Origin of the sequence: Streptomyces sp. NPDC102451 (genome assembly GCF_044765485.1) — a bacterium.
Taxonomy (GTDB): domain Bacteria; phylum Actinomycetota; class Actinomycetes; order Streptomycetales; family Streptomycetaceae; genus Streptomyces.
This window is the reverse complement of record NZ_JBIWKD010000008.1, coordinates 52,846-78,848: the sequence shown is the minus strand read 5'-3', so window position 1 is coordinate 78,848 and position 26,003 is coordinate 52,846. Positions and strand designations below refer to the sequence as shown.

Here is a 26,003-nt window from a genome sequence, read left to right as displayed (position 1 = left end):
GGTCCCGCGTCAGTCCGTCGGCTCGATGCCCGCCCGCAGCAGGCCGTACGTGTACGCGTCCTCCAGCGCCTGCCAGGACGCGGCGATGACGTTCTCGGCCACGCCGACGGTCGCCCAGTCACCGGTTCCGTCGCCCGTGGTGATCAGCACCCGGGTGGTGGACTCGGTGCCGGTGCGGCCTTCCAGGATGCGGACCTTGTAGTCGATCAGCTCCAGCTTGGCGAGCTGCGGGTAGATGCGTTCCAGGCCGACGCGCAGCGCCCGGTCAAGGGCGTTGACCGGGCCGTTGCCCTCGGCGGTGGCCACGATCCGCTCGCCCTTGGCCCAGAGCTTCACGGTCGCCTCGTTGGCGTGGGTGCCGTCGGGGCGGTCCTCGACGATGGCCCGCCAGGACTCGACGCGGAAGTAGCGGCGGGGGCGGCCGTCGACCTCGGCGCGCAGCAGCAGTTCGAAGGAGGCGTCGGCGGCCTCGTAGGTGTAGCCCTTGAGTTCGCGCTCCTTGACCCGCTCGACGACGCGCTGGACAAGGGCGCGGTCGCCGCCCAGGTCGATGCCGAGCTCCTTGCCCTTGAGCTCGATGGAGGCGCGGCCCGCCATGTCGGACACCAGCATCCGCATGGTGTTGCCGACGCGTTCGGGGTCGATGTGCTGGTAGAGGTCCGGGTCCACCTTGATCGCGGAGGCGTGCAGTCCGGCCTTGTGCGCGAAGGCGGAGACACCGACGTACGGCTGGTGGGTGGAGGGGGTGAGGTTGACGACCTCGGCGATGGCGTGGGAGATGCGGGTCATCTCCGCGAGTGCGCCCTCGTGCAGGACGGTCTTGCCGTACTTGAGTTCCAGCGCGGCGACGACGGGGAAGAGGTTGGCGTTGCCGACCCGCTCGCCGTAGCCGTTGGCGGTGCACTGCACATGGGTGGCGCCCGCGTCCACGGCGGCCAGGGTGTTGGCGACGGCGCAGCCCGTGTCGTCCTGGGCGTGGATGCCGAGCCGGGCGCCGGTGTCGGCGAGGACGGTGGAGACGACGGCCTGGACCTGCGCGGGGAGCATCCCGCCGTTGGTGTCGCAGAGGATGACGACGTCGGCGCCGGCCTCGTGGGCGGTGCGTACGACCGCCTTGGCGTACTCCGGGTTCGCGCGGTAGCCGTCGAAGAAGTGCTCGCAGTCGACGAAGACCCGGCGGCCCTGCTCCCGGAGGTGGGCGACGGTGTCGCGGACCATCTCCAGGTTCTCGTCCAGGGTGGTGCGCAGGGCCAGTTCCACATGACGGTCGTGGGACTTGGCGACCAGGGTGATCACCGGGGCGCCCGAGTCCAGCAGCGCCTGGACCTGCGGGTCCTCGGCGGCCTTGCCGCCCGCCCTGCGGGTGGCGCCGAAGGCGACGAGCTGGGCGTGCTCGAAGTCGATCTCCTGCTTGGCGCGGGCGAAGAACTCGGTGTCGCGGGGGTTGGCGCCGGGCCAGCCGCCCTCGATGAAGCCCACGCCGAAGTCGTCCAGATGCCGGGCAATGGTCAGCTTGTCCGCGACCGTCAGGTTGATGCCTTCACGCTGCGCACCGTCGCGCAGCGTGGTGTCGAACACATGGAAGGTGTCGTCGGGGGCCGTGGCCTTGGTGGTCATGCTGATCTGACTCCTGTCGGGTGAGCGGATCCGGACGAATCGGCTCCACTTGCCCCCATCATCTCGCGTGCCTCGCTCCGGCCGTGGTGGGGGCCGGAAAACGAAAAAACCCCTCGCGGGTGCGAGAGGTCTGCGCGCGGGTCTGGGGCACGATGTCCGTTCCGTACGTGGTGATACGGGACGGTCACTGCGGACCGGCGCGCCTGCTGCCGATAATCATGGCGAACGAGGACACGCCCGCAGTCTGGCACAGCGGCGCTCCGCGGTCCCGGCCCGTCTCAGGATGCGGGCGTGATGTCCGTCGCAGAAGTGTCCCCGCCGGCGGGTGTGAGCGTCTCGTCCGCGTACGTGCGCATCTGGTCCAGGACCTGTTCCCGTCCGGTGCCCGGGATGCCGACGGTGACATGGACGCTGAACCCGTCCATCAGGGCCCGCAGGCGGGTCGCGGCCCGGCCGGTGTCGACGGCGCGGAACTCGCCGCGCGCGATGCCCTCGGCCAGCAGCTCGACGAGATCGCGGTGCCAGGCGTCCTCGATGGCGGCCTGCCGGGCGCGGGCGTCGCCGTCGGCGCTCTGCGAGCGGTTCCAGACCTCCAGCCAGAGCGTCCAGTGCGGGTCGCGGTGGCCTTCGGGGACGTACAGGGCGATGTAGGCGTCGAGCCGCTCACGGGCGGTGCCGGGGCCGGTGAGCAGGGCCCGGCGCTCGGCGCCGAGCCGCGCCTCGCTCCACTCCAGGGTCTGCAGCAGCAGCTCGTCCTTGGTGCGGAAGTAGTAGAGGAGGTGGCCGCTGCTCATCCGCACCTCGCGGCCGAGGCCCGCCATGGTCAGCCCGTCGAGCCCGCGCTCGGCGACGGTGGCCATGACGGCGGCGAGCACGTCCTCCCTGGGCGGGGCGATGTTGCGGCGGCGCGGGCTACTGGGCACGGTTCAGATCCTGGGCTGTTGCTGCGTGATGCAGTGGATGCCTCCACCACCGGCAAAGATCGTACGGGCGTCGACGGGTGTCACCGTACGGTCCGGGAACAGGTCGCCGAAGACGGCTGCCGCCTCGTCGTCCCTCGGGTCGTCGAAGGCGCAGAGGACCACGCCGTCGTTGCAGAGGTAGTGGTTGATGTAGGAGTGGTCGGTCCAGGCGCCGTCGGCGTCGGTGAGCGCCGTGGGCGCGGGGATCTCCACGACCTCCAGCGGGCGGCCCCCCGCGTCGGTGGCGGCCCGCAGGATCCGGACCGTCTCACGGGTGATCCCGTGGTCCGGGTGGGAGGGGTCGGGCTGGACGTGGGCGACGACGACGCCGGGGCGGGCGAACGCGGCGACGATGTCGACATGGCCGAGGGTGCCGTACGTCCCGTAGTCGCCGGCCAGGCCGCGCGGCAGCCAGATCGCCTTCTCGGTGCCGAGGCGTGCGTGGATCTCGGCCTCGACGGCCTCCCTGGTCCAGCCTGGGTTGCGTTCCTTGCCCAGCTGGACGGTCTCGGTGAGCAGCACGGTGCCCTCGCCGTCCACATGGATCGCGCCGCCCTCGTTGACCAGGGGCGAGCTGTGCACGGGCACCCCGGCCAGCTCGGCGACGCCCTTCGCGATGTGCCGGTCGTGCTCCCAGCGGGCCCAGCCCTGGGCGCCCCAGCCGTTGAACGTCCAGTCCACGGCGGCGAGTTCGCGAGTCCCGGTGTCGATGACGAAGGTCGGGCCGATGTCCCGCATCCAGGCGTCGTCGAGGGGGCGTACGGCGGTCTCGACGTCCGGGCCGAGGAGCGCGCGGGCGCCCTCCTCCTGACCGGGGCCGGTGATCACGGTGACGGGCTCGAAGCGGCGTACGGCGCGGGCGACGGCGGCCCAGGCCCTGCGCGCCTCGTCGAGCTCGGCCGGGGTGGCGAAGGTGGGGTTGGGGCCCGGCCAGGCCATCCAGGTGCGCTCGTGCGGGGCCCACTCGGGCGGCATGCGGAAGGTCATGGCGTCGTTCCCTAGAGGAAGTAGAGGCGGTTGAGGGGGACGGAGTCGGCGGCGGGTGAGCGCAGCGGGTCGCCGTCGAGGGTGACGAGGCCGGTCTCGCCGTCGACGCCGACCGTCCCGGTACGGGAGTTGAGGAGCAGGTCCGCGGGTCCGATACCGCGCGTGCCCCGGACCGCGACCCTGCGCCGGCGGGTGGGCATGAGGTCGGTGCCCAGCTGGGTGGCGGCCTCCGCGACGAAGGCGACGGAGAGATCGGCGGCCGTGGCCCCGTACGCGCCGAACTGCGGCCCCAGGACGAGGGGTTCGCAGGTGTCCGTGGCCGCGTTGGGGTCGCCGGTGACGCCGTACGCGGGGAAGCCGGACTTCAGGACCAGCTGGGGCTTCGCGCCGAAGAACTCCGGGTGCCAGAGGACGATGTCGGCGAGCTTCCCCGTCTCGATGGAGCCGACCTCGTGCGAGATCCCGTGCGCGATCGCGGGGTTGACCGTGAGCTTGGCGATGTAGCGCAGCACCCGGGCGTTGTCGTCGCCGGGGCCGTCGCCCTCCAGCGGGCCGAGTTCGGCCTTCATCTTGGCGGCCATGGCGAGCGTGCGGCGTACGGTCTCGCCGGCCCGGCCCATGCCCTGCGCGTCGGAGGAGGTGATGCCGATGGCACCCAGGTCGTGCAGGACGTCCTCGGCGCCCATGGTCCCGGCCCTGATCCGGTCGCGGGCCATGGCGGCGTCGCCGGGCAGGTCGGTCTTGAGGTCGTGGACGGAGACGATCATCCCGTAGTGCTCGGCGACCGCGTCCCGGCCGAAGGGGAGCGTCGGGTTGGTGGAGGACCCGATGACGTTCGGGACACCGGCCATCTTCAGCACGTTGGGTACGTGTCCGCCGCCGCAGCCCTCGATATGGAAGGCGTGGATCGTACGGCCTTCGAGGACGCTCAGGGTGTCCTCGACGGAGAGGCACTCGTTCAGCCCGTCGCTGTGCAGGGCGACCTGGACGTCGTGGTCCTCGGCGACACGCAGGGCGGTGTCCAGGGCGCGGGTGTGGGCGCCCATGTCCTCGTGGACCTTGAAGCCGCAGGCCCCGCCCTCGGCGAGCGCCTCCACCAGCGGCGCCTCGTGGGAGGACGAACCGCGGCCCAGGAAGCCTATGTTGACGGGCCAGGCGTCGAAGGCGTTGAAGGCGTGGCGCAGGGCCCACGGGGAGTTGACGCCGACGCCCCAGACCGGGCCGAACTCCTGGCCGATGATCGTGGTGACCCCGGAGGCCAGGGAGGCCTCCATGATGCGCGGGGAGAGCAGGTGGACATGGGGGTCCACGGCTCCGGCCGTCGCGATCATGCCCTCGCCGGAGACGATGGTGGTGCCGGTGCCGACGACCACGTCGACCCCGTCGAGGGTGTCCGGGTTGCCGGCCCGTCCGATCGCGGCGATGCGGCCCTCGCGGATGCCGATCGAGACCTTCCGGATGCCCAGCACCGCGTCGATGACCAGCACGTTGCTGATGACGACGTCGCAGGTCTCCCGGACGGCGGCGGCCTTGAGGTGCAGGCCGTCGCGGGCCGTCTTGCCGAAGCCGGCGAGGAACTCGTCGCCCTGCTTCTGGGAGTCGGACTCCACACGGACGGTCAGCCCGGAGTCACCGAGCCTGACCCGGTCCCCGGCGCGCGGGCCGTGCACGGAGGCGTACTCGTACGGATCCATCAGTTCCCCTCCCCCGCTCCGAGGTAGCCGCAGGCCGCCGCCCTGCGCAGCGCCTCCTCCTTCGCGCCCGGCGCGTCCAGCGGCCCGTCGACGAGCCCGGCGAAGCCGATCGCGATCCGGTCGCCGCCGAGGGGGACGAGCGCCGCGTCGGCGGTCTCCCCGGGGCCGAAGCGGACCGAGGAGCCGGCCGGCACGCCGAGCCGCATCCCGTACGCCGCCGCGCGGTCGAAGTCGAGCCGGGGATTGGCCTCGAAGAAGTGGAAGTGGGACGTCACGCTGACCGGGACCGTCGCGGTGTTACGGACGGTGAGCCGCACGGCGGGCTCCGGGTCCGGCGTCGCGGGGCCGGGGAGGAGCGCGCCGGGGGCGTCGTCGCCGAGGGTGCCCCCGGCGAGGGGGGCGCTGACGACCGCGAGCCGGGAGCCGTCCTCGAACACGGCCTCCACCTGGACCTCGGTGACCACATCGGCCACGCCCGGCAGCACGTCGTCCGGCCCCAGCACGGCCCGGGCCGCCTCGATGGCCTCGGCCAGCCTGCGTCCGTCCCTGGCGGCCTCGCAGACGGTGTCCGCGATCAGGGCGGTCGCCTCGGGGACGTTGAGCCGCAGGCCACGGGCGCGCCGGGCCCTGGCCAGCTCGGCCGCGCCGAAGAGCAGCAGCCGGTCGCGTTCGGTCGGGGTCAGTCGCATGTCACGGACCTCCTGGTCGGAGCGCTGGATCCTGAGAGCATTGGAGCAGCACTCTAACCAGGTTTTGAGCGGCGCTCAAAACGCCGGGGACGAGAAAGGCCGCGCCCGGGTGGGCGCGGCCTTCAGGGGTACGGCGAGGTGACTAGCCGAGCTCGTGCATCCAGCCGTGGGTGTCCTCGACGACGCCGCGCTGGATGTCCAGCAGGCGCTCGCGCAGCTTGAGGGTGACCTCGCCCGGGGTGCCGTCGCCCTGGACCCACTCGCCGTCCGCGGACTTCACGGTGCCGACGGGCGTGATCACGGCGGCGGTGCCGCAGGCGAAGACCTCGGTGAGGGTGCCGTTCCCGGTGTCGGCGCGCCACTGGTCGATGGAGACGCGGCCCTCCTCGGAGGCGTAACCGAGGTCACGGGCGACGGTGAGGAGGGAGTCACGGGTGACTCCGGCGAGCAGCGAACCGGTGAGGGAGGGGGTGACGATCCGCTTGCTGCCGTCCTCCTGCCCGTACACGAAGTAGAGGTTCATCCCGCCGAGCTCCTCCACCCACTTGTGCTCGACGGCGTCGAGGTAGGCGACCTGGTCGCAGCCGCGTGCGGCGGCCTCGGCCTGGGCGAGGAGGGAGGCGGCGTAGTTGCCGCCGGTCTTGGCGTCGCCCATGCCGCCGGGGACGGCGCGCACCCGGTCCTGGGAGAGCCAGATCGAGACCGGCTTCACACCACCGGGGAAGTAGGCACCGGCGGGAGAGGCGATGACGAGGAAGAGGTACTCGTTGGCCGGCCGGACGCCGAGACCCACCTCGGTGGCGATCATGAAGGGGCGCAGGTAGAGGGACTCCTCGCCGCCGTGCGCCGGAACCCAGGCCTGGTCCTGCTGGACCAGGACGTCACAGGCCTCGATGAAGGTCTCGACGGGCAGCTCCGGCATCGCGAGCCGGGCGGCGGACCGCTGGAAGCGGGCGGCGTTGGCCTCCGGACGGAAGGTGGCGACCGTGCCGTCGGGCTGCCGGTAGGCCTTGAGCCCCTCGAAGATCTCCTGCGCGTAGTGCAGCGTCATGTTGGCCGGGTCCATGGACAGCGGCCCGTACGGCACGAGCTGGCCGTCGTGCCAGCCGCGGCCCTCGGTCCAGCGGATCGTCACCATGTGATCGGTGAAGTGGCGGCCGAAGCCGGGGCTGGCCAGGATCGCCTCGCGCTCCGCGTCGGACAGCGGGTTCGAGGAGGGCTTGAGCTCGATCGTGGGCGTCGTCATGAGTGCGTGTCCTTCACCGGTCTTGTGTGTGATGGACCGCGCTCACGCCCGCTCCCGCCCGGTATCCGGGCAGGTTGTAGGACGTCCGAGCTCTCCCGCGAGCCGCGGTCCCGCGTTCGATTATCTCCCGGGGGCGGCCCTGCACGAAATGATGTGATTGCGGTGACGTTCACGATGACGCTCATGCGACACGAGAACGCGGTCCAGGGGTCGATGGTGGCACCCGGAGACCGCAAGGTGAAGCCGCCGGGTGCGGTTGCGACCCGGCGGCTTCGAAGTGGAGACGTCGGGTCAGCTCGCTACGCGTACCGCGAGCGCGTCGCCGATCTCGTCGGTGGTACGTGCATTCTGCCCGTCACGCTCCGCGAGGTCGGCGGAGACGGCCTCCTCGATGCGCACGGCCTCGGCCTCGTAGCCGAGGTGGCGCAGCAGGAGGGCGACGGAGAGGATCGTGGCCGTCGGGTCGGCCTTGCCCTGGCCCGCGATGTCGGGCGCGGTGCCGTGCACCGGCTCGAACATGGACGGGAAGGCGCCCGTCGGGTTGATGTTGCCGGACGCGGCCAGGCCGATGCCGCCGGTCACGGCTGCGGCCAGGTCGGTGAGGATGTCGCCGAAGAGGTTGTCGGTGACGATGACGTCGAAGCGCTCGGGCTGGGTGACGAAGAAGATCGTCGCGGCGTCGACGTGCAGGTAGTCGGTGGTGACCTCGGGGAACTCGGCCGCGACCTTGTCGAAGGTGTTCTTCCACAGGTGGCCGGCGTGCACGAGGACGTTGTTCTTGTGGACCAGCGTCAGCTTCTTGCGCGGGCGGGCGGCGGCACGCGCGAACGCGTCGCGCACGACACGCTCGACCCCGTACGCGGTGTTGACGCTGACCTCGGTGGCGACCTCGTGCTCCGTGCCCGTGCGCAGCGAACCGCCGTTGCCCGTGTACGGGCCCTCGGTGCCCTCACGGACGACGACGAAGTCGATCTCGGGGCGGCCGGCCAGCGGGGTCGCGGTGTTCGGGAAGAGCTTCGACGGCCGCAGGTTGATGAAGTGGTCGAAGGCGAAGCGCAGCTTCAGCAGCAGCCCCCGCTCCAGCACGCCCGACGGCACGGACGGGTCGCCGATGGCGCCGAGCAGGATGGCGTCGTGGCCCTTGAGGGCCTCGAGCTCCACGTCGGGGAGGGTCTCACCGGTGCGGTGCCATCGCTGGGCGCCGAGGTCGTACTCCTTGGTCTCCAGCTTCACATCCTGCGGGAGAACAGCGTTGAGAACCTTGAGGCCCTGGGTGACGACCTCCTGGCCGATACCGTCGCCGGGGATCACTGCGAGATCGATGCTGCGAGACATACAGGCACCCTAGCTTCCGTCCCACCCCATGACATTCGGCGTCCACGATACGGACATCGCGGGCCTCCGCCGGCAGGCGGGCGTCACGGGGCGGGACCGCGCCCTCAGTGGCCCGTCGAACCGCCGTTGTCCCGGCGGTCGAGAGCCCGCTGCAGGGCTGCGGCGGCGTTCTTGCGCTCCGACTCGGAGCGGGAGGTGTGACGGACGCGGCGAACGGTGGTCTCGGCCATGGGGGATCGACTCCTTGAGATCGCGTGGATTTCGAGATCGGGATTTCGCGCAACGGATATCGAGATCGGGGATTTCGAGGCGCCGGCAGGGCGGGGAGCGGATGCCGCAGGGGTTGCCTGCTCGGGGCACGCTCACACACGCCGGTCGCTGGATCAGCGATTCGTTCGGCTTCTACAAAGTTAGGACAGCCCGGGCCATCTGTCTCTACAGATACTCGGACTTCCTACTATCTGAGACGGCGGAGTTCACGGAGCCCTCCGCCGGGCCTCAGAACTCCACGGTGAGCTGCGCCTCGATGTGGGCGCGCAGGACGCCGGCCATGTCCGTCGCACAGTCGCTGAGCAGCCACTGCACCTGGAGCCCGTCCATCAGGGCGATGAGCTGCCGGCCCGCGGCGCCGGGGTCGACACCGGCCCGCAGCGCACCCTCCTGGCGGGCCTGTTCGTAGGCGAGCTGGGCGCCCGCCACCGAGTTCTCGTAACGGCGTACGAAGTATCCGTGGGCGGGGTGGTCGGCGGCCGTCGCCTCGGCGGAGACCACCGAGAAGAGCTCGACGATCCCGCGCCGCGAGGAGTTCAGCGCGGCCAGCTCGGCGAACCGCCGCAGCCGTCCGACGCCCGTGGTGCCACCGAGCGAGAGCCACTCGTCGTCCACGTCGTCGCGGTGCTCCAGCACGGCGAGCAGCAGCGCCTCCTTGGTCGGGAAGTGGTGCAGCAGACCGGTGTGGGAGATGCCGCAGCGGGTCGCGATCACCCGCAGCGACGCGCCCCGGTAGCCGGCCTCGCCGAACAGGGACATGGCCTGGTCGAGGATCTCGCGCCGCTTCGCACGGCCCTTCGCGTAGCCGCGCAGCGCTTCGGCCGTCACTCGCCACTCTCCCGGTCCGCCGGCTTCGGTCGGGCCGGCACGTCGGTTCCATTCAACTCCCCCGGAGGACCGGCTCCGGAGATTCGACCACCGGAGATACTTACCAGGTGGTCGGTATTCACTCTATGGTGAAGGGGAACCGTGTCGCGAAAGGACCCCCCGTGGCCCCCTCCCTGCCCTATCTCGACCCCTCACTCCCCGTGGCGGAGCGGGTCGCCGATCTCCTGGGGCGCATGACGCTGCCCGAGAAGGTCGGCCAGATGCTCCAGCTGAACGCCAAGGAAGGGGTGCGGCACTTCGTCGAGGACCTGCACGTGGGGTCGATCCTGCACACCTCGCCCGAGCGGGTCCTGGAGGCCGCGGAGCTCACCGACCGGTCCCGGCTGCGCATCCCCCTGCTCGTCGCGGAGGACTGCATCCACGGACACTCCTTCTGGGAGGGCGCCACGATCTACCCCACCCAGCTCGGCATGGCCGCCACCTGGGACGCGGAGCTGGTGGAGCGGATCGCGCGGGCCACGGCGGTGGAGGTCGCGGCGACCGGCGTGCACTGGACGTTCTCACCGGTCCTCTGCATCACCCGGGACCTGCGCTGGGGCAGGGTCAGCGAGACGTTCGGCGAGGACCCCCATCTGATCGGCGAGCTGGCGTCGGCGATGGTGCGCGGGTACCAGGGGGACGGCCTGGCCGACCCCACCGCTATCCTGGCCTCGGCCAAGCACTTCGCGGGGTACTCCGAGACGCAGGGCGGGCGGGACGCCAGCGAGGCGGACATCTCGCGACGCAAGCTGCGGTCCTGGTTCCTGCCTCCGTTCGAGCGGGTCGCCAAGGAGGGCTGCCGGACGTTCATGCTGGGCTACCAGTCCATGGACGGTGTGCCGATCACGGTCAACGACTGGCTGCTCAACGACGTGCTGCGCGAGGAGTGGGGCTACACCGGGACGCTGGTGACCGACTGGGACAACGTCGGCCGCATGGTGTGGGAGCAGAGGGTGTACGCCGACTACGCGCAGGCCGCCGCCGCGGCCGTCCGCGCCGGCAACGACATGGTGATGGCGACCGAGGGGTTCTTCGAGGGCGCTCTGGAAGCGGTCGGCAACGGCACACTGAGCGAGACCGACATCGACGCGGCCGTACGCCGTGTCCTGACGCTCAAGTTCGAGCTCGGCCTGTTCGAGGAGCCGCGCCGCCCCGACCCGGCCCGCCAGGCCGAGATCATCGGCAGCGACGCCCACGCCGCACTGAATCTTGAGGCGGCCCGGCGCTCGCTGGTGCTGCTGACCAACGACGGCACGCTGCCGCTGGCCGGCGGCCTGACGGCGGGCGACGACGGGCGGGCCACCGGGGCCCCCGGCCCCCGTACGGTCGCGGTGATCGGGCCGAACGCGGACGACGCGCAGACCCAGCTGGGTGACTGGGCGGGCTCCTCGGGCCAGGTCGACTGGCTTCCGGACGGCCAGCCGCGCGCCATGATCCGTACCGTCCTCGACGGCTTCCGCGAGCACGCGCCCGCCGACTGGACGGTCTCGTACGCGCGGGGCGCCAGGATCCTCGATGTGGGCGCGGACCCGGAGGGGGAGTTCTTCCCCGACGGCCAGCCCCGCCCCGAGGTGGTCATCCCCGCCGAGCCCGACGCCGGCCTGATCGGTGAGGCGGTCGCCGCCGCCGAGGCCGCCGACTACGTCGTCGCCGTGGTCGGGGACCGCGTCGAGCTGATCGGCGAGGGCAAATCCACGGCCACCCTGGAACTCGTCGGCGACCAGGTCGCGCTGCTCGACGCGCTCGCCGCGACCGGCAAGCCGCTGGTCGTCGTGGTCATCAGCTCCAAGCCGCTGGTGCTTCCGCCGTCCGCCCTCGGCGCGGCGGCGGTCGTGTACGCCTTCAACCCGGGCATGCAGGGCGGCCGCGCGGTGGCCGAGGTCCTGCTGGGCCTCGTCGAGCCGACGGGCCGGCTGCCCCTCTCCTTCGCCCGGCACGCGGGTCAGCAGCCGACGTACTACAACCAGATCCGCGGCCAGCACGGCTCCCGCTACGCCGACCTCACCCAGCGTCCGGCGTTCGTGTTCGGCGAGGGCCTGAGCTACACGGACGTCACGTACTCCGGCCTGGAGGTGCTCACGGCGGACGTCGGGGAGAGCGACACCCTGCGGGCGCGCGTCACCCTCGGCAACACCGGTGCCCGGCCGGCCCTGGAGACCGTGCAGGTGTACATCAGCGACACCGTGACGTCCGTGACCTGGGCGGAGAAGGAGCTGAAGACCTACCGGCAGGTGGAGCTCGCCCCGGGCGAGACCCGTGAGGTGCTGCTGGAACTGCCGGTCTCCGAGTGCACCCTGGTGGACGCCGCGGGCCGGCGGGTCGTCGAGCCCGGCGCCTTCGAACTGCTCGTCGGCCCGTCCTCGTCGGACGACGACCTGCTGCGCGCCGACTTCACCGTGAAGGGCTGAGTCCGTGAAGGGCTGAGCCCGCCCCGGAATGGAAACCGCCTCCCGGCCGGCGGGGGGAGCCGGTCGGGAGGCGGAGTTCTGGGGGCGTCAGCCCTGCTGGGGATCAGCCCTGGTGGGGGTAGGTGTACTCGGTCGGCGGGACCAGCGTCTCCTTGATGGCGCGGGTCAGCGTCCAGCGCTGCAGGTTCTGCGGGGCGCCCGCCTTGTCGTTGGTGCCGGAGCCACGGCCGCCGCCGAAGGGCTGCTGGCCGACGACCGCACCGGTCGACTTGTCGTTGATGTAGAAGTTGCCCGCGGCGTAGCGGAGCTTGTCCATCGTGTACGCGGCGGCCGCGCGGTCGTTGGAGATGACCGCACCCGTCAGCGCGTAGTCCGAGACCGACTCCATCTGCTCCAGCATGGTGTCGTACTTCTCGTCCTCGTAGACGTGCACGGCGAGGATCGGGCCGAAGTACTCGGTGGTGAAGACCTCGTTGGCCGGGTCGTCGCAGACGATGACGGTCGGGCGGACGAAGTAGCCCACGGAGTCGTCGTACGTGCCACCGGCGACGATCGTGCACGTCGGGTCGGCGGCGGCGCGGTCGATCGCGGCCTTGTTCTTCGCGAAGGAACGCGCGTCGATGACGGCGCCCATGAAGTGCGACAGGTCGGTGACGTCACCCATGGTGATCGAGTCGACCTCGGCCGCGAACTCCTCCTTGAAACCGGAGTTCCAGATGGAGGCCGGGACGTACGCACGGGAGGACGCGGAGCACTTCTGGCCCTGGTACTCGAAGGAGCCGCGGGTCAGCGCGGTCTTCAGCACGGCGCGGTCGGCGCTGGGGTGCGCGACGACGAAGTCCTTGCCGCCGGTCTCGCCGACGAGCCGCGGGTAGGTGCGGTAGTTGGCGATGTTGTTGCCGACCGTCTTCCACAGGTGCTGGAAGGTGGGGGTCGAACCGGTGAAGTGGACACCGGCCAGGTCGCGGTGGTTCAGCGCCACCTCGGAGACGGCGATGCCGTCACCGGTGACCAGGTTGATGACGCCCTTGGGCAGCCCGGCCTCCTCCAGGAGCTGCATCAGCAGCACGGCGGCGTGGGTCTGCGTCGGGGACGGCTTCCACACCACGACGTTGCCCATGAGGGCGGGCGCGGTGGGCAGGTTCGCCGCGATGGCCGAGAAGTTGAACGGCGTGATCGCGTAGACGAAGCCCTCCAGCGGGCGGTGGTCCATGCGGTTCCACACGCCGGGGGAGTTCGCCGGGGGCTGCTCGGCGAGGATCTGGCGCGCGTAGTGCACGTTGAAGCGCCAGAAGTCGACGAGCTCGCAGGGACAGTCGATCTCGGCCTGCTGCGCGGTCTTGCCCTGGCCGAGCATCGTGGAGGCGGCCAGCGTCTCGCGCCAGGGTCCTGACAGCAGCTCGGCCGCGCGCAGGATGATGGCCGCGCGGTCGTCGAAGGACATGGCGCGCCAGGCCGGAGCGGCGGCGAGGGCCGCGTCCACGGCATCCTGGGCGTCCTGCTCGGTGGCACCGGCGAAGGTGCCGATGACGGCCTTGTGGTTGTGCGGCTGTACGACGTCGACGCGCTCGCCGCCGCCCATGCGCTTCTCGCCGCCGATGGTCATCGGCAGGTCGATCGGGTTCTCGGCGAGCTCCTTGAGCTTCGCCTCCAGGCGGGCTCGCTCGGCGGTGCCGGGGGCGTAGGAGTGGACCGGCTCGTTGACCGGCGCGGGGACCTGGGTGACAGCGTCCATGAGTGCCTTGTCTCCTTGGTTGAGGTGGGTGGTCGGCCGGGCAGGTCAGCCCTTGGTGACGACGGAGCGGGCGAAGAAGAGCAGGTTGGCCGGCTTCTCCGCGAGGCGGCGCATGAAGTATCCGTACCAGTCGGTGCCGTACGCCGTGTAGACGCGCATCCGGTGGCCCTCGGCCGCGAGCCGGACGTGCTCCTCGCTGCGGATGCCGTACAGCATCTGGAACTCGTACTCGTCCAGTTTGCGCCCGGCCTGGCGCGCGAGCTCCTGGCCGATGGCGATGAGACGGGGGTCGTGGGAGCCGATCATCGGGTAGCCCTCGCCCAGCATCAGCGTCTTCAGGATGCGGACGTACGCCTTGTCGATCTCCGGCTTGCTCTGGTACGCGACGGAGGCGGGCTCCTTGTAGGCGCCCTTCACCAGCCGGACCCGGCTGCCCGCGGCGGCGAGGCGGCGTGCGTCGGCCTCGGTGCGGAACAGGTAGGACTGGATCACGCAGCCGGTCTGCGGGAAGTCCTTCCGCAGCTCCTCGTGGATGGCGAACATCGAGTCGAGGGTGGTGTGGTCCTCGGCGTCCAGCGTGACCGTGGTGCCGATCGCGGCGGCGGCCTCGACGACGGGGCGGACGTTGGCGAGGGCCAGCTCGTGGCCGTTCTCCAGCGCCTGGCCGAACATCGACAGCTTGACGGACATCTCGGCGCGGGCGCCGAGCCCCAGCTCCTTGAGGCGGCCGACGAGCTCCAGATAGGCGTCGCGCGCGGCGGCGGCCTGCTCGGGGGTGGTGATGTCCTCACCCACGACGTCGAGGGTGACCTCAAGGCCCTTGGAAGCCGCGTCCTGGATGACGGGGACGACCTGGTCGACGCTCTCACCGGCGATGAAGCGGTCGACGACCTGCTTGGTGCCGGGCGCGGCCGAGATGAAACGACGCATCTTGTCGCTGCGTGACGCGGCGAGAATCACGGGACCCAGCACGGGGCACCTCCACGGAGTACGAAAGAGGCCGGAACGGTACGGATGTGAACGGACCGGGACGGCACGGAGAACCACTGTGAAATCTAGGGACCCGGGTACCCGCCTGCCATCGACAGCTGTCACGCATCCGTGTACTGGATCTCAGACATATGTCTGAAGGGGTGCGAGAATGGCGGGGTGAAGGGCGATTACCAGGAGCTGGTCGACGAGATCTCCGCGCTGCTCAGCGCCCCCGCGACCCTGGAGAACCGCGACTTCGGCCTGGTCGCCTTCGGCGCCCACGACAGCGACGACGACACCGCCATGGACCCCGTCCGTACGCGCTCGATCCTCACCCGGCGCTCCACACCGGCGGTCCGCGCCTGGTTCGAGGGCTTCGGCATCACCCGTGCGACGGGCCCGGTCCGTATCCCGGCCGCACCGGAGGCCGGGGTGTACCGGGACCGCATCTGCCTTCCGGTACGCCATCGGGGTGTCGTCCTGGGCTACGTATGGCTGCTGGACGCCGACCCGGGTCCGACCGACGGGCAGCTGGCCGCGGCGATGGACGTGGCGGCCAGGATCGGCGCGCTGCTCGCCGACGAGGAGCGCGCGGGCGCGGACCTGTCGCGGGAGCTCGGCGCGGTGCTCGTCGCCGGGCGCGGCTGGCAGCGCGACATGGCGGTGGCCGCACTGCACGACGCCCTGGGGGCCGACGCGGAGGGGCTGCACACGGTGGTGTGCGTGACCCCGTGGCCGGGCGGGCCCCCCTCCGTGCGTACGGTGCCGTCGGCGGCGGCCCTCGCCACGGTGCCCCGGGCCGGTGGCCAGGCCCTGGCCGCCCTGGTCCGGCTGCGTTCCGCCGAGGCGCTCGACCCGGCGACGACTGCCGCGGAGCGGCTGCGCACCACCGCGGGACCCGCCGCGACCGCCGGTCTCGCCGCCGCCCGCCGGGGTCTGACGGAGCTGGCCGACTCCTGGCACGAGGCCCTGTCCGCGGCCCGCGCGGCCTCGGCGGAATCCCGCTTCGGCCCGGTCGCCGACTGGTCGGCCATCGGCCCGTACCGGCTCCTGGCCGCCCTCCCCCGCACCCCGGGCACCGCGCCGGACCCGGCCGTCCGCCCCCTGCTGACCCCGCCCCACGCGGAGCTGGCCCGCACCGCCGAGGTGTTCCTCGACCGCGCGGGCCAGGCGAGCCGGACCGCCACCGAGCTGGGCATCCACCGCCAGACGCTGTACTACCGGCTCGCCCGCGTCCAGCAGCTCACCGGCCTCGACCTGAACGACGGCGAGGACCGGCTGCTGCTGCACATGGCGCTGAAACAGGCCCGGCTGTGAGCGTGCGGCGCCCCGGGGACCACGTACGACCGCGCCCGGCGGACAGAGTGGGATCTGTCCGCCGGGCGCGGTCGTCGCGTATGCGGTCCTGCGTGCGGGGTCCGGTCAGTCGGTGAGGTTCACCGAGCGGGCCGAGGCCGCGCCGATCTCGTCGGCGATCTCGTTGAGCACCGACTGCGGGATGGTGTCGTCGACGGTGAGGACGACCAGCGCCTCGCCACCCGCGTCCTGCCGCGAGACCTGCATGCCGGCGATGTTCAGCCCGGCCTCGCCGAGGATCTTGCCGACCGCGCCGACGACGCCGGGACGGTCCTCGTAGCGCAGGACGACCATGTGGTCGGCGAGCGCCAGGTCCACGTCGTGCTCGCCGATCGCGACGATCTTCTGGAGGTGCTTGGGGCCGGCCAGCGTGCCGGAGACCGCGACCTCCTCGCCGCTCGACAGGGTGCCGCGGACGGTCACCACGTTGCGGTGGTCCGGCGACTCGGAGCTGGTGGTGAGGCGGACCTCGACACCGCGCTCCTGCGCGAACAGCGGGGCGTTGACGTAGCTGACGGTCTCGTCGACGACGTCCTCGAAGACGCCCTTGAGCGCGGAGAGTTCGAGCACCTTCACGTCGTGCTGGGTGATCTCGCCGTACACCTCGACGTCGAGGCGGGCCGCGACCTCGCCCGCGAGCGCGGTGAAGATCCGGCCGAGCTTCTCGGCGAGCGGCAGGCCGGGGCGCACGTCCTCGGCGATGACGCCGCCCTGGACGTTGACCGCGTCGGGCACGAGCTCACCGGCGAGCGCCAGGCGGACGGACTTGGCGACCGCGATGCCCGCCTTCTCCTGCGCCTCGTCGGTGGAGGCGCCGAGGTGCGGGGTGCAGACGACCTGGTCGAACTGGAACAGCGGGGAGTCCGTGCAGGGCTCCTTGGTGTACACGTCCAGACCGGCGCCGGCTACCCGGCCCTCCTTGAGGGCGGAGGCGAGCGCCTCCTCGTCGACGATGCCGCCGCGCGCGGCGTTGACGATGCGCACCGAGGGCTTGACCTTGTGCAGCGCGTCGTCACCGATCAGGCCGAGCGTCTCGGGGGTCTTGGGGAGGTGCACCGTGATGAAGTCGGAGACCTCGAGCAGCTCGTCCAGCGTGAGGAGCTTGACGCCCATCTGCGCGGCGCGCGCGGGCTGCACATAGGGGTCGTACGCGACGATCTTCATGCCGAAGGCCGACATGCGCTGCGCGACCAGGACGCCGATGCGGCCGAGGCCGACGACGCCGAGGGTCTTCTCGCTGAGCTCGACACCCGTGTACTTGGACCGCTTCCACTCGCCGTTCTTCAGGGCGGTGTTGGCCTGCGGGATGTTGCGCGCGGTGGCCACGAGCAGACCGCAGGCGAGCTCGGCGGCGGTGACGATGTTGGACGTCGGCGCGTTGACGACCATCACGCCGGCCTTGGTGGCCGAGGAGACGTCGACGTTGTCCAGACCGACGCCCGCGCGGGCGACGACCTTGAGCTGCTTCGCCGCGGCGATGGCCTCGGCGTCGACCTTGGTGGCGGAGCGCACCAGGATCGCGTCGACGTCGGCGATCGCGGGGAGGAGTTCGGCGCGGTCCGCGCCGTTGCAGTGCCGGATCTCGAAATCCGGACCCAGAGCGTCGACCGTGGCGGGCGACAGCTCTTCGGCGATGAGTACGACAGGTTTCGAGCTCACGTGTGTCCTCACAAGTCCAGTGCGGACGGCCGTCCCGACGGCCGCAGGCGGTGGAGGGGCTAGCCGCGTGGAAGACGCACGACACTGTGGGCCCTGACGCGTGTATGTGTTGGTGAGAGTGTAGTCATGCGGCCGGGCACACACTGCGCCCCGGTGGAAGGATCACCCGCACGGGGTGGACGGGCTGTACAGACGTACGGCGCCGCCCCCTGCCACCCACCTCTCCCCGCAGTGACACGGGGTGCGAGGCCGGCCGTGCGCCGGGGGGCAGGCCCGTGACGGACCTGCCCCCCGGCGAGAACTCAGGCGTCCTCGTTGTCGACCCAGCTCATGAGCTTGCGGAGCTCCTTGCCGGTGGTCTCCAGCAGGGACTCGCTGTCGGCCTTCTTGTACTCGTTGTACTTGGGCAGACCGTTGTGGTACTCGGCCATCCACGCCTTGGCGAAGGTGCCGTCCTGGATCTCGGCCAGGACCTTCTTCATCTCGGCCTTGGTGGCGTCCGTGATGATGCGCGGGCCGGTGACGTAGTCGCCCCACTCGGCGGTCTCCGAGATGGACCAGCGCATCTTCTCCAGGCCGCCCTCGTACATGAGGTCGACGATGAGCTTCAGCTCGTGGAGGCACTCGAAGTACGCGATCTCCGGCTGGTAGCCGGCCTCGGTCAGCGTCTCGAAACCGGCCTTGACCAGGGCGGCGGTGCCACCGCAGAGGACGGCCTGCTCACCGAACAGGTCGGTCTCGGTCTCCTCGGTGAAGGTCGTCTTGATGACGCCGGCGCGCGTGCCGCCGATGCCCTTCGCGTAGGAGAGGGCGAGCTCCAGGCCCTTGCCCGAGGCGTCCTGCTCGACGGCCACGATGCACGGGACGCCGCGGCCTTCCTCGTACTGGCGGCGGACCAGGTGGCCCGGGCCCTTCGGGGCGACCATGCAGACGTCGACGTTGGCCGGCGGCTTGATGAAGTCGAAGCGGATGTTCAGGCCGTGGCCGAAGAACAGCGCGTCGCCGTCCTTGAGGTTGTCCTTGACGGACTCCTCGTAGACCTGGGCCTGGATCGGGTCCGGGACGAGGATCATGATGACGTCGGCCTCGGCGGCGGCCTCGGACGGGGTCACCACGCGCAGGCCCTGCTCCTCGGCCTTGGCCTTGGACTTCGAGCCCTCGTGCAGACCGACACGGACGTCGACACCCGAGTCACGCAGCGACAGCGCGTGGGCGTGCCCCTGGCTGCCGTAACCGAGGACCGCGACCTTACGGCCCTGGATGATGGACAGGTCGGCATCGTCGTCGTAGAACAGCTCGGCCACTGGGTCTTCTCCTTGGTGTGCAGGTGTTGCGTCCCACCGTACGGCGGGGTGCGTCGGATACGTTGCCGGGTCTCGCCATACGAGCGGCGAGGCGGCCCGTGAGGGTTACGCCGAGCGGTCGAGTGCGCGCAGGGAACGGTCGGTGATCGAGCGCGCGCCGCGCCCTATGGCGATGGTGCCGGACTGGACGAGCTCCTTGATGCCGAACTGTTCGAGCATCTTGAGCATGGCCTCCAGCTTGTCGGCACCCCCTGTCGCCTCGATCGTGACGGCCTCCGGGGAGACGTCCACGGTCTTGGCGCGGAACAGCTGGACGATCTCGACGATCTGGGAGCGGGTCTCGTTGTCTGCGCGGACCTTCACCAGGACGAGCTCGCGCTGGATCGCTGCGGCGGGCTCGAGTTCGACGATCTTCAGGACGTTGACCAGCTTGTTGAGCTGCTTGGTCACCTGCTCCAGGGGCAGGCCCTCGACATTCACGACAATGGTGATGCGTGAGATGTCGGGATGTTCGGTGGTACCGACCGCGAGCGAGTCGATGTTGAAGCCGCGCCGGGAGAACAGGGCCGTGATCCGGGCGAGGACTCCGGGCTTGTTCTCGACCAGGACGGAGAGCGTGTGCTTGGTGGACATGGAGTCGGTCTCTCTCTGTCTCTCAGTCGTCTTCGTTGTCGCCGAAGTCGGGGCGGACGCCCCGCGCTGCCATGACCTCGTCGTTGGAGGTGCCGGCGGCGACCATCGGCCACACCATGGCGTCCTCGTGGACGATGAAGTCGATGACGACCGGGCGGTCGTTGATCGCGTTGGCCTCGGCGATGACCTTGTCCAGGTCGGCCGGGTCCTCGCAGCGGATGGCGTAGCAGCCCATGGCCTCGGACAGCTTGACGAAGTCCGGGACGCGGGTGCCTCTGGCGGCGTTGCCGTCCGCGTCCGGGCCGGAGTGCAGCACGGTGTTGGAGTACCGCTGGTTGTAGAACAGGGTCTGCCACTGGCGGACCATCCCGAGCGCGCCGTTGTTGATGATGGCGACCTTGATCGGGATGTTGTTGAGGGCGCAGGTGGTGAGTTCCTGGTTGGTCATCTGGAAGCAGCCGTCGCCGTCGATCGCCCAGACCGCGCGCTCGGGCATGCCGGCCTTGGCGCCCATGGCGGCCGGGACGGCGTAGCCCATGGTCCCGGCGCCGCCGGAGTTGAGCCAGGTGGCGGGCTGCTCGTACTGGATGAAGTGCGAGGCCCACATCTGGTGCTGGCCGACGCCCGCCGCGAAGATCGTGCCCTCGGGGGCGAGTTCACCGATGCGCTGGATGACCTGCTGCGGCGAGAGGCTGCCGTCCTCCGGCAGGTCGTAGCCGACCGGGTAGGTCTCGCGCCAGCGGTTGAGGTCCTTCCACCAGGCGGCGTAGTCGCCGGTGTTGCCCTCGGTGTGCTCGGCCTGGACCGCCTGGACGAGGTCGGCGATGACCTCGCGGGCGTCACCGACGATCGGGACGTCGGCGGCGCGGTTCTTGCCGATCTCGGCCGGGTCGATGTCCGCGTGGACGATCTTGGCGTACGGGGCGAAGCTGTCCAGCTTGCCGGTGACGCGGTCGTCGAACCTGGCCCCGAGCGCGACGATCAGGTCGGCCTTCTGCAGCGCGGTGACGGCGGTGACCGAACCGTGCATGCCGGGCATTCCCACGTGCAGCGGGTGGCTGTCGGGGAAGGAGCCGAGCGCCATCAGGGTGGTGGTGACGGGCGCTCCGGTGAGCTCTGCCAGGACCTTCAGCTCCGCGGTGGCGCCGGCCTTCATGACACCGCCGCCGACGTACAGCACCGGGCGCTTGGCCTGGGTGATGAGCTTGGCTGCCTCGCGGATCTGCTTGGCGTGCGGCTTGGTGACGGGCCGGTAGCCGGGCAGGTCCATCGTCGGCGGCCAGCTGAAGGTGGTCTTCGACTGCAGCGCGTCCTTGGCGATGTCGACGAGGACGGGCCCCGGACGGCCGGTGGAGGCGATGTGGAAGGCCTCGGCGATCGTGTGCGCGATGTCCTCGGCGCGGGTGACCAGGAAGTTGTGCTTGGTGATCGGCATGGTGATGCCGCAGATGTCGGCTTCCTGGAAGGCGTCCGTACCGATGGCGGCGGAGGCCACCTGGCCGGTGATCGCGACCATGGGCACGGAGTCCATGGCGGCGTCGGCGATCGGGGTGACCAGGTTGGTGGCACCGGGCCCCGAGGTGACCATGCAGACACCGACCTTGCCGGTGGCCTGTGCGTAGCCGGTGGCCGCGTGGCCCGCGCCCTGCTCGTGACGGACGAGGATGTGGCGGACCCGGGTGGAGTCCATCAGCGGGTCGTACGCCGGAAGGATGCAGCCGCCGGGGAGGCCGAATACCGTGTCGGCGCCGACTTCCTCGAGAGAACGGATGAGGGACTGCGCGCCCGTGAGGTGCTCAACGGAGGCGGAGGACGGTCCGCCGTTACGGGCCCGCGGCTGCGGGTGCTGGGCCCCGGTGGCCTGCTCGGTCATCGGCATTCTCTTCTCGAAGCTGAGGGTTTATGCGGTGTTTTTGCGGGGTTTTGACAGGTCCCGGTGCAACAAAAAACCCCTCGTGCCGTGAGGCAAGCGAGGGGAGCGCGCCGGTGCGGTCTGCAAGGTGTCCATGAGTGACCCTGCTTCAGCCGACGCGCTTTCCAAGTACGAGAATTCGGGTGCGCATGGCATTGACCCTCTCTCCGGCACGCACACGGTGTCAAGTGGGTGGGACGGGAGTCTCATCATGTGAGCGGCTCTGGAGCGGGATCCCGCCGCCCGCGAGGACCGGCTGAACGGCCGGGACGATGCCCGGGACCGGGTACTTCCCCCGGATCAGGGTGCGCCGCAGCCGGTACTCGTCGAGCGGCCCGGCGAAGGCCATCCCCTGCCCGTGCGTGCACCCCATGGCCCTCAGCGCGCGCACCTGTTCGGGCACGTCCACGCCGTCGGCCACGGACTGCATACCGAGGTCTCCGGCGATGCGCAGCAGCCCGCTGGTGATCTTGTGCAGCCGCGCGGACTCGACGACGCCCTCCACCAGACACCGGTCCAGCTTCAGTACGTCGATGGGGAGCCGGCGCAGGGCGTTGACCGCCGCGTACCCGCTGCCGAAGCCGTCGAGAGCGATACGGACACCGAGGCGGCGCAGCGCGACCAGCCGCTGCTCCAGCTCGTCGAAGGAGACCCGCGGGTCACTGTCGGCCACTTCGATCATCAGGGCGCCGGAGGGCAGCCCGTGCCGGGTGAGGAGCGCTTCGACGGATCCGGGGGGCAGGGCGCGGTCCAGCAGCCGGGCGGCCGACACCCGGACGGAGACGGAGACCGGGTGCCCGGCCCTGGCCCGGTCCGCGGCCTGTTCGACCGCCTCCTCCAGCAGCCAGGTGCCCAGCTCGGCGGCGCGGTCGCTGTCCTCGGAGACGCGGAGGAATTCGGCGGGGGTGAACAGGATGCCCTGGGCGGAGCGCCAGCGGGCCTGGGCGGCGACGGCCGCGACCGTGCCGCTGGCCAGGTGGACGACGGGCTGGTGGAGCAGCGCGAACTCGCCGTCGCGCAGGGCGGTGCGCAGCCGCGCCGCGAGCTCGGAGCGGCGCACGACGTCCGCCTGCATCTGGGGGGCGTACAGCTCGACCCGGTCCTTGCCGCCCGCCTTCGCCCGGTACATGGCGAGGTCGGCGTTGCGCATGAGGTCCTTGGGCGTGATGGAGGGCTCGGCGAAGGCGACCCCGATGGAGGCGGCCACCCGGACGTCGCCGGTGCCGATCCGGTACGGCTGGGAGAGCCTGAGGCGCAGCCGGTCGGCGATCTCGTGGACCTGGTACTCCCTGGCGGCCTGGTCGCGGGTGCCGTCGCCGACGATGAGCGCGGCGAACTCGTCGCCGCCGAGGCGGGCGGCGGTGTCCGAGGTGCGCACGGATTCCTGGAGGCGGCGCGCGGCCTGGACGAGGAGTTCGTCGCCCGCCTGGTGGCCGATGGAGTCGTTGACCGCCTTGAAGCCGTCGAGGTCGATGAAGAGCACGGCGGTGCCCGGGTCGCCGGACCGGCGGCCCCCGAGCGCCTGGCCGACCCGGGTGGTGAACAGCGAGCGGTTGGGCAGGTCGGTGAGCGGGTCGTGCTCGGCGTTGTGCTGGAGCTGCGCCTGCAGCCTGACCCGCTCGGTGACGTCGCGGCTGTTGAGCAGCAGGCCGCCCTGGTGGCGGTTGACGGTGGACTCGACGTGGAGCCAGTCCCCGGTGCCCGATCCGAAGCGGCACTCGATCCGGGTGGTGGGCTCCTCCCGGGGCGGTGCGGCGAGGAAGCGCCGCAGCTCGTGGACCACTCCCCCGAGGTCGTCTGGGTGGATGATCGAGGACAGCTCCGCGCCGACGAGGTCCTCGGCGTCCCGGCGGTAGACCCCGGCCGCCGCGGGGCTGACGTAGCGGAGCACACCGCTGGGCTCGGCGATCATGATGACGTCGCTGGAACCCTGCACCAGGGAGCGGAAGTGGTTCTCCTTCTGGGCGAGTTCCTGGGTGAGCGCGACGTTGTCGAGGAGCATGATGGCCTGCCGCAGGACCAGGGCGAGCACGACCGTGCAGCCGGTGAGGACCACGACACGGTCGACCCTGCGGCCCTCCACCACGTTGTACAGGATGCCGAGCGTGCAGACCGCCGCGGCCAGGTAGGGCGTGAGCGCGGCGAGGGACCCGGCGATCGGGCGGCTCACGGGTCGCGCCTCCGGGGCCTCGACAGCGTTGTCCTGGCTGCGGCGGGCGCCCCAGGGGGCGTACGCGAGGAGCAGGGAACCGGCGAACCAGCCGGCGTCCAGCAGTTGGCCCGACTGGTACGCCGAGCGCAGCAGCGGGGCCGTGAACAGGGCGTCGCACAGCACGGTCAGGGCGAGGCCCGCGATGGCGGTGTTGACCGCGGAGCGGTTCACGTTGACCCGCCGGAAGTGCAGCGCGAGGACCATGGAGACCAGCACGATGTCGAGCAGCGGGTAGGCCAGCGAGAGTGCCGCCCTGGCCACGCTCTCGCCCGCGGCGTTGGCCATGTGGGCGGTGTGGGCCAGCGCGAGGCTCCAGGAGAGCGTCAGCAGGGATCCGCCGATCAGCCAGGCGTCCAGCACCAGACAGACCCAGCCGGCCCGGGTGACGGGGCGCTTGGCCAGGACGAGCAGCCCGACGATGGCGGGCGGCGCGAAGCAGAGGAAGAAGAGGTCGGCGAGGGAGGGGGAGGGCACCGGGCGCCTCAGCACCACCTCGTACCACCCCCAGACGGCGTTGCCTCCGGCCGCCATGGCCGAGGAGAGGGAGAACAGGAGCCAGGCGGGCCGGAACCGGCTTCCGCCGGAACGGGCGTAGAGGAAGCACGAGACCGCGGCGATCAGGGCGGCGGCACAGAGGCCGAAGTCACCCATGAACAGAGCGACTCCGGGTGATCCCCAGCCGAACGCGGCCCCCACCGCGTATCCCGCGCAGACGGCACCGAGGACGAGCTGGGAGCGCAGCCCCGCAGCCCGCCCGGTGGCCGGCTGCCGGGAGAGCAGGGTCCCGAGGGCGCTCACCGGAGAGCTCCACGGGCCGTCCCCGGCGCCCTCGCTGCCGCTGGACCCGTCTGCCCGCCCCGTCGCGTCGGATCGTCTCTCCACTGGCCGAACATCGCCCGTCGCCCCCTCGCGTTCCGCTTCCCCTCCGACGCCGTCCCTTCCACGGCGCAGCCCCCCTTGGGACGATACACCAGAGTCGTCACTCAGGGACATAGCTTCTCTACTCTCCGTTACCACCTGGAACATTACCGGAACGTAGTGCGGCCGGCCCGCTCCGGAGCGTGGTCAGCCGGTGGTGAGCACGAGGTTGCCGACCGGCTCCCCCGCGGCGAAGCGGGTGAGCTGTCCGGCCAGCAGCCGCTTGGCCCGCGGCAGGAACGCGGAGGTGCTGCCGCCCACATGAGGGGTGATCAGTGTGTGGGGAGCATGCCAGAGCGGGTGGCCGGCGGGCAGCGGTTCGGGATCGGTCACGTCGAGCGCGGCACGCAGCCGCCCGGACTCGAGTTCGGCCAGCAGGGCGGCGGTGTCGACGACGCCGCCCCGCGCGACGTTCACCAGCAGGGCGCCGTCCCGCATCGCGGCGAGGAAGCCGGGGCCCACCAGCCCTTGTGTGGACGGGTTCAGCGGAGTGGACAGGATGACGACGTCGGCCTCGGGAAGCAGGGCGGGAAGCTCGTCGATCGCGTGTACGGGGCCGCGCGCGGTTGTCCGTGCGGAGCGTGCGACGCGCACCACCCGCGCGCACTCGAAGGGTTCGAGCCGGTCCTCGATGGCCGCGCCGATCGATCCGTACCCCACCACGAGGACGGACTTGTCGGCGAGCGCCGGGTAGAAGCCGGACCGCCACTCCTCCTTCTCCTGGCCCTCCGCGAAGCCGGGGAACCCCCGGAGCGAGGCGAGGACCAGGGCCAGTGCGAGCTCGGCCGTCGAGGCCTCGTGCACACCCTTGGCGTTGCACAGCCGCACTCCGGCGGGCAGCAGTCCGAGCCCCGGCTCCACGTGGTCGATGCCGGCGGAGAGCGTCTGGACGACCTGGACGGACCGCATCCCCTTGAGCGGACGGACCGCGACCTCCGGGCCCTTCATGTACGGAACGACGTAGAACGCGCAGTCGGCGGGATCCGCCGGGTACTCCCGGCCGCCGTCCCAGAAACGGTAGTCGAGGCCCTCGGGGAGCCCCTCGATCTCATCGGCGGCGAACGGCAGCCATACGTCGGTGGCAGATGTAGAAGTCATGGTCAGGAGGCTATGCGAAGGGCAAGAAACCGCAGAGGTTACTTTGGGGTGCTGGTGGCCCCGTGATCACGGGACCGAGGAAGGGTTCGGGGAGTTGGAGCGCAGGACTATCGGTGCGGCGGCGCTCGC

19 protein-coding genes are annotated in these 26,003 nt (G+C 71.0%); 2 read left to right on the top strand and 17 right to left on the bottom strand.

Annotated features, from left to right (window positions below):
• Positions 1-9: 9 nt before the first annotated feature.
• The 9 genes from cimA to ACIRD8_RS19985 all read right to left on the bottom strand — a co-directional run bounded on the left by cimA (position 10) and on the right by ACIRD8_RS19985 (position 9,628).
• On the bottom strand, positions 10-1,617 hold the full coding sequence (cimA, locus tag ACIRD8_RS20025; protein WP_403993019.1) for a citramalate synthase: 1,608 nt from the start codon (positions 1,615-1,617) through the stop codon (positions 10-12).
• Between the two features lie 278 nt (positions 1,618-1,895).
• Positions 1,896-2,540, bottom strand: coding sequence for a TetR/AcrR family transcriptional regulator (locus ACIRD8_RS20020; RefSeq protein WP_403993016.1), 645 nt, complete (start codon positions 2,538-2,540; stop codon positions 1,896-1,898).
• Between the two features lie 3 nt (positions 2,541-2,543).
• On the bottom strand, positions 2,544-3,566 hold the full coding sequence (locus ACIRD8_RS20015; RefSeq protein ID WP_403993013.1) for an agmatine/peptidylarginine deiminase: 1,023 nt from the start codon (positions 3,564-3,566) through the stop codon (positions 2,544-2,546).
• 11 nt (positions 3,567-3,577) lie between these two features.
• On the bottom strand, positions 3,578-5,260 hold the full coding sequence (locus ACIRD8_RS20010) for an urease subunit alpha (RefSeq protein WP_403993010.1): 1,683 nt from the start codon (positions 5,258-5,260) through the stop codon (positions 3,578-3,580).
• Positions 5,260-5,949 (bottom strand): urease subunit gamma, encoded by a 690-nt coding sequence (gene ureA / locus ACIRD8_RS20005; RefSeq protein WP_403993007.1) that lies wholly within the window; start codon positions 5,947-5,949, stop codon positions 5,260-5,262. Before ureA ends, ACIRD8_RS20010 begins: the two co-directional genes overlap by 1 nt.
• 142 nt (positions 5,950-6,091) lie before the next feature.
• On the bottom strand, positions 6,092-7,195 hold the full coding sequence (locus tag ACIRD8_RS20000; protein WP_403993004.1) for a branched-chain amino acid aminotransferase: 1,104 nt from the start codon (positions 7,193-7,195) through the stop codon (positions 6,092-6,094).
• Positions 7,196-7,486: 291 nt separating this feature from the next.
• The gene (locus ACIRD8_RS19995) at positions 7,487-8,530 is read right to left on the bottom strand and encodes a 3-isopropylmalate dehydrogenase (protein WP_403993001.1); all 1,044 of its coding nucleotides are present in this window, start codon (positions 8,528-8,530) and stop codon (positions 7,487-7,489) included.
• 104 nt (positions 8,531-8,634) lie between these two features.
• Positions 8,635-8,760, bottom strand: a complete 126-nt coding sequence (locus tag ACIRD8_RS19990) for a hypothetical protein (RefSeq protein ID WP_099174318.1) — start codon at positions 8,758-8,760, stop codon at positions 8,635-8,637.
• A 268-nt stretch (positions 8,761-9,028) separates the two neighbouring features.
• Complete coding sequence (locus ACIRD8_RS19985) at positions 9,029-9,628, bottom strand: TetR/AcrR family transcriptional regulator (protein ID WP_403992998.1); 600 nt, start codon at positions 9,626-9,628, stop codon at positions 9,029-9,031.
• A 125-nt stretch (positions 9,629-9,753) separates the two neighbouring features.
• Here ACIRD8_RS19985 and ACIRD8_RS19980 point away from each other — a divergent pair, with 125 nt between their 5' ends.
• Complete coding sequence (locus ACIRD8_RS19980) at positions 9,754-12,075, top strand: glycoside hydrolase family 3 N-terminal domain-containing protein (RefSeq protein ID WP_403992996.1); 2,322 nt, start codon at positions 9,754-9,756, stop codon at positions 12,073-12,075.
• Positions 12,076-12,178: 103 nt separating this feature from the next.
• Here the strand turns inward: ACIRD8_RS19980 and pruA are convergent, their stop codons facing one another.
• Together pruA and ACIRD8_RS19970 are read right to left on the bottom strand one after the other, a co-directional pair.
• Positions 12,179-13,810, bottom strand: a complete 1,632-nt coding sequence (gene pruA / locus ACIRD8_RS19975) for an L-glutamate gamma-semialdehyde dehydrogenase (protein ID WP_403992993.1) — start codon at positions 13,808-13,810, stop codon at positions 12,179-12,181.
• A 45-nt stretch (positions 13,811-13,855) separates the two neighbouring features.
• Positions 13,856-14,782, bottom strand: coding sequence for a proline dehydrogenase family protein (locus tag ACIRD8_RS19970; RefSeq protein WP_403992990.1), 927 nt, complete (start codon positions 14,780-14,782; stop codon positions 13,856-13,858).
• 177 nt (positions 14,783-14,959) lie between these two features.
• Here ACIRD8_RS19970 and ACIRD8_RS19965 point away from each other — a divergent pair, with 177 nt between their 5' ends.
• Complete coding sequence (locus tag ACIRD8_RS19965; protein ID WP_403992987.1) at positions 14,960-16,099, top strand: PucR family transcriptional regulator; 1,140 nt, start codon at positions 14,960-14,962, stop codon at positions 16,097-16,099.
• A 105-nt stretch (positions 16,100-16,204) separates the two neighbouring features.
• Here ACIRD8_RS19965 and serA read toward each other — a convergent pair whose 3' ends face one another.
• The 6 genes from serA to ACIRD8_RS19935 all read right to left on the bottom strand — a co-directional run bounded on the left by serA (position 16,205) and on the right by ACIRD8_RS19935 (position 25,874).
• On the bottom strand, positions 16,205-17,797 hold the full coding sequence (serA, locus tag ACIRD8_RS19960; protein WP_403992984.1) for a phosphoglycerate dehydrogenase: 1,593 nt from the start codon (positions 17,795-17,797) through the stop codon (positions 16,205-16,207).
• Between the two features lie 302 nt (positions 17,798-18,099).
• Positions 18,100-19,101 carry a ketol-acid reductoisomerase gene (ilvC, locus tag ACIRD8_RS19955; protein ID WP_031091632.1) on the bottom strand — a complete coding sequence of 334 codons (1,002 nt, stop codon included), beginning with the start codon at positions 19,099-19,101 and terminating at the stop codon, positions 18,100-18,102.
• Positions 19,102-19,206: 105 nt separating this feature from the next.
• Entirely contained in the window at positions 19,207-19,734 is a 528-nt protein-coding gene (ilvN, locus tag ACIRD8_RS19950; protein ID WP_099174327.1) for an acetolactate synthase small subunit, read from the bottom strand.
• Between the two features lie 22 nt (positions 19,735-19,756).
• Entirely contained in the window at positions 19,757-21,613 is a 1,857-nt protein-coding gene (locus ACIRD8_RS19945) for an acetolactate synthase large subunit (protein ID WP_403992982.1), read from the bottom strand.
• A 217-nt stretch (positions 21,614-21,830) separates the two neighbouring features.
• The gene (locus ACIRD8_RS19940) at positions 21,831-24,656 is read right to left on the bottom strand and encodes a putative bifunctional diguanylate cyclase/phosphodiesterase (protein WP_403992979.1); all 2,826 of its coding nucleotides are present in this window, start codon (positions 24,654-24,656) and stop codon (positions 21,831-21,833) included.
• A gap of 267 nt (positions 24,657-24,923) precedes the next feature.
• Entirely contained in the window at positions 24,924-25,874 is a 951-nt protein-coding gene (locus ACIRD8_RS19935) for a 2-hydroxyacid dehydrogenase (protein WP_403992976.1), read from the bottom strand.
• Between the last annotated feature and the right edge of the window lie 129 nt (positions 25,875-26,003).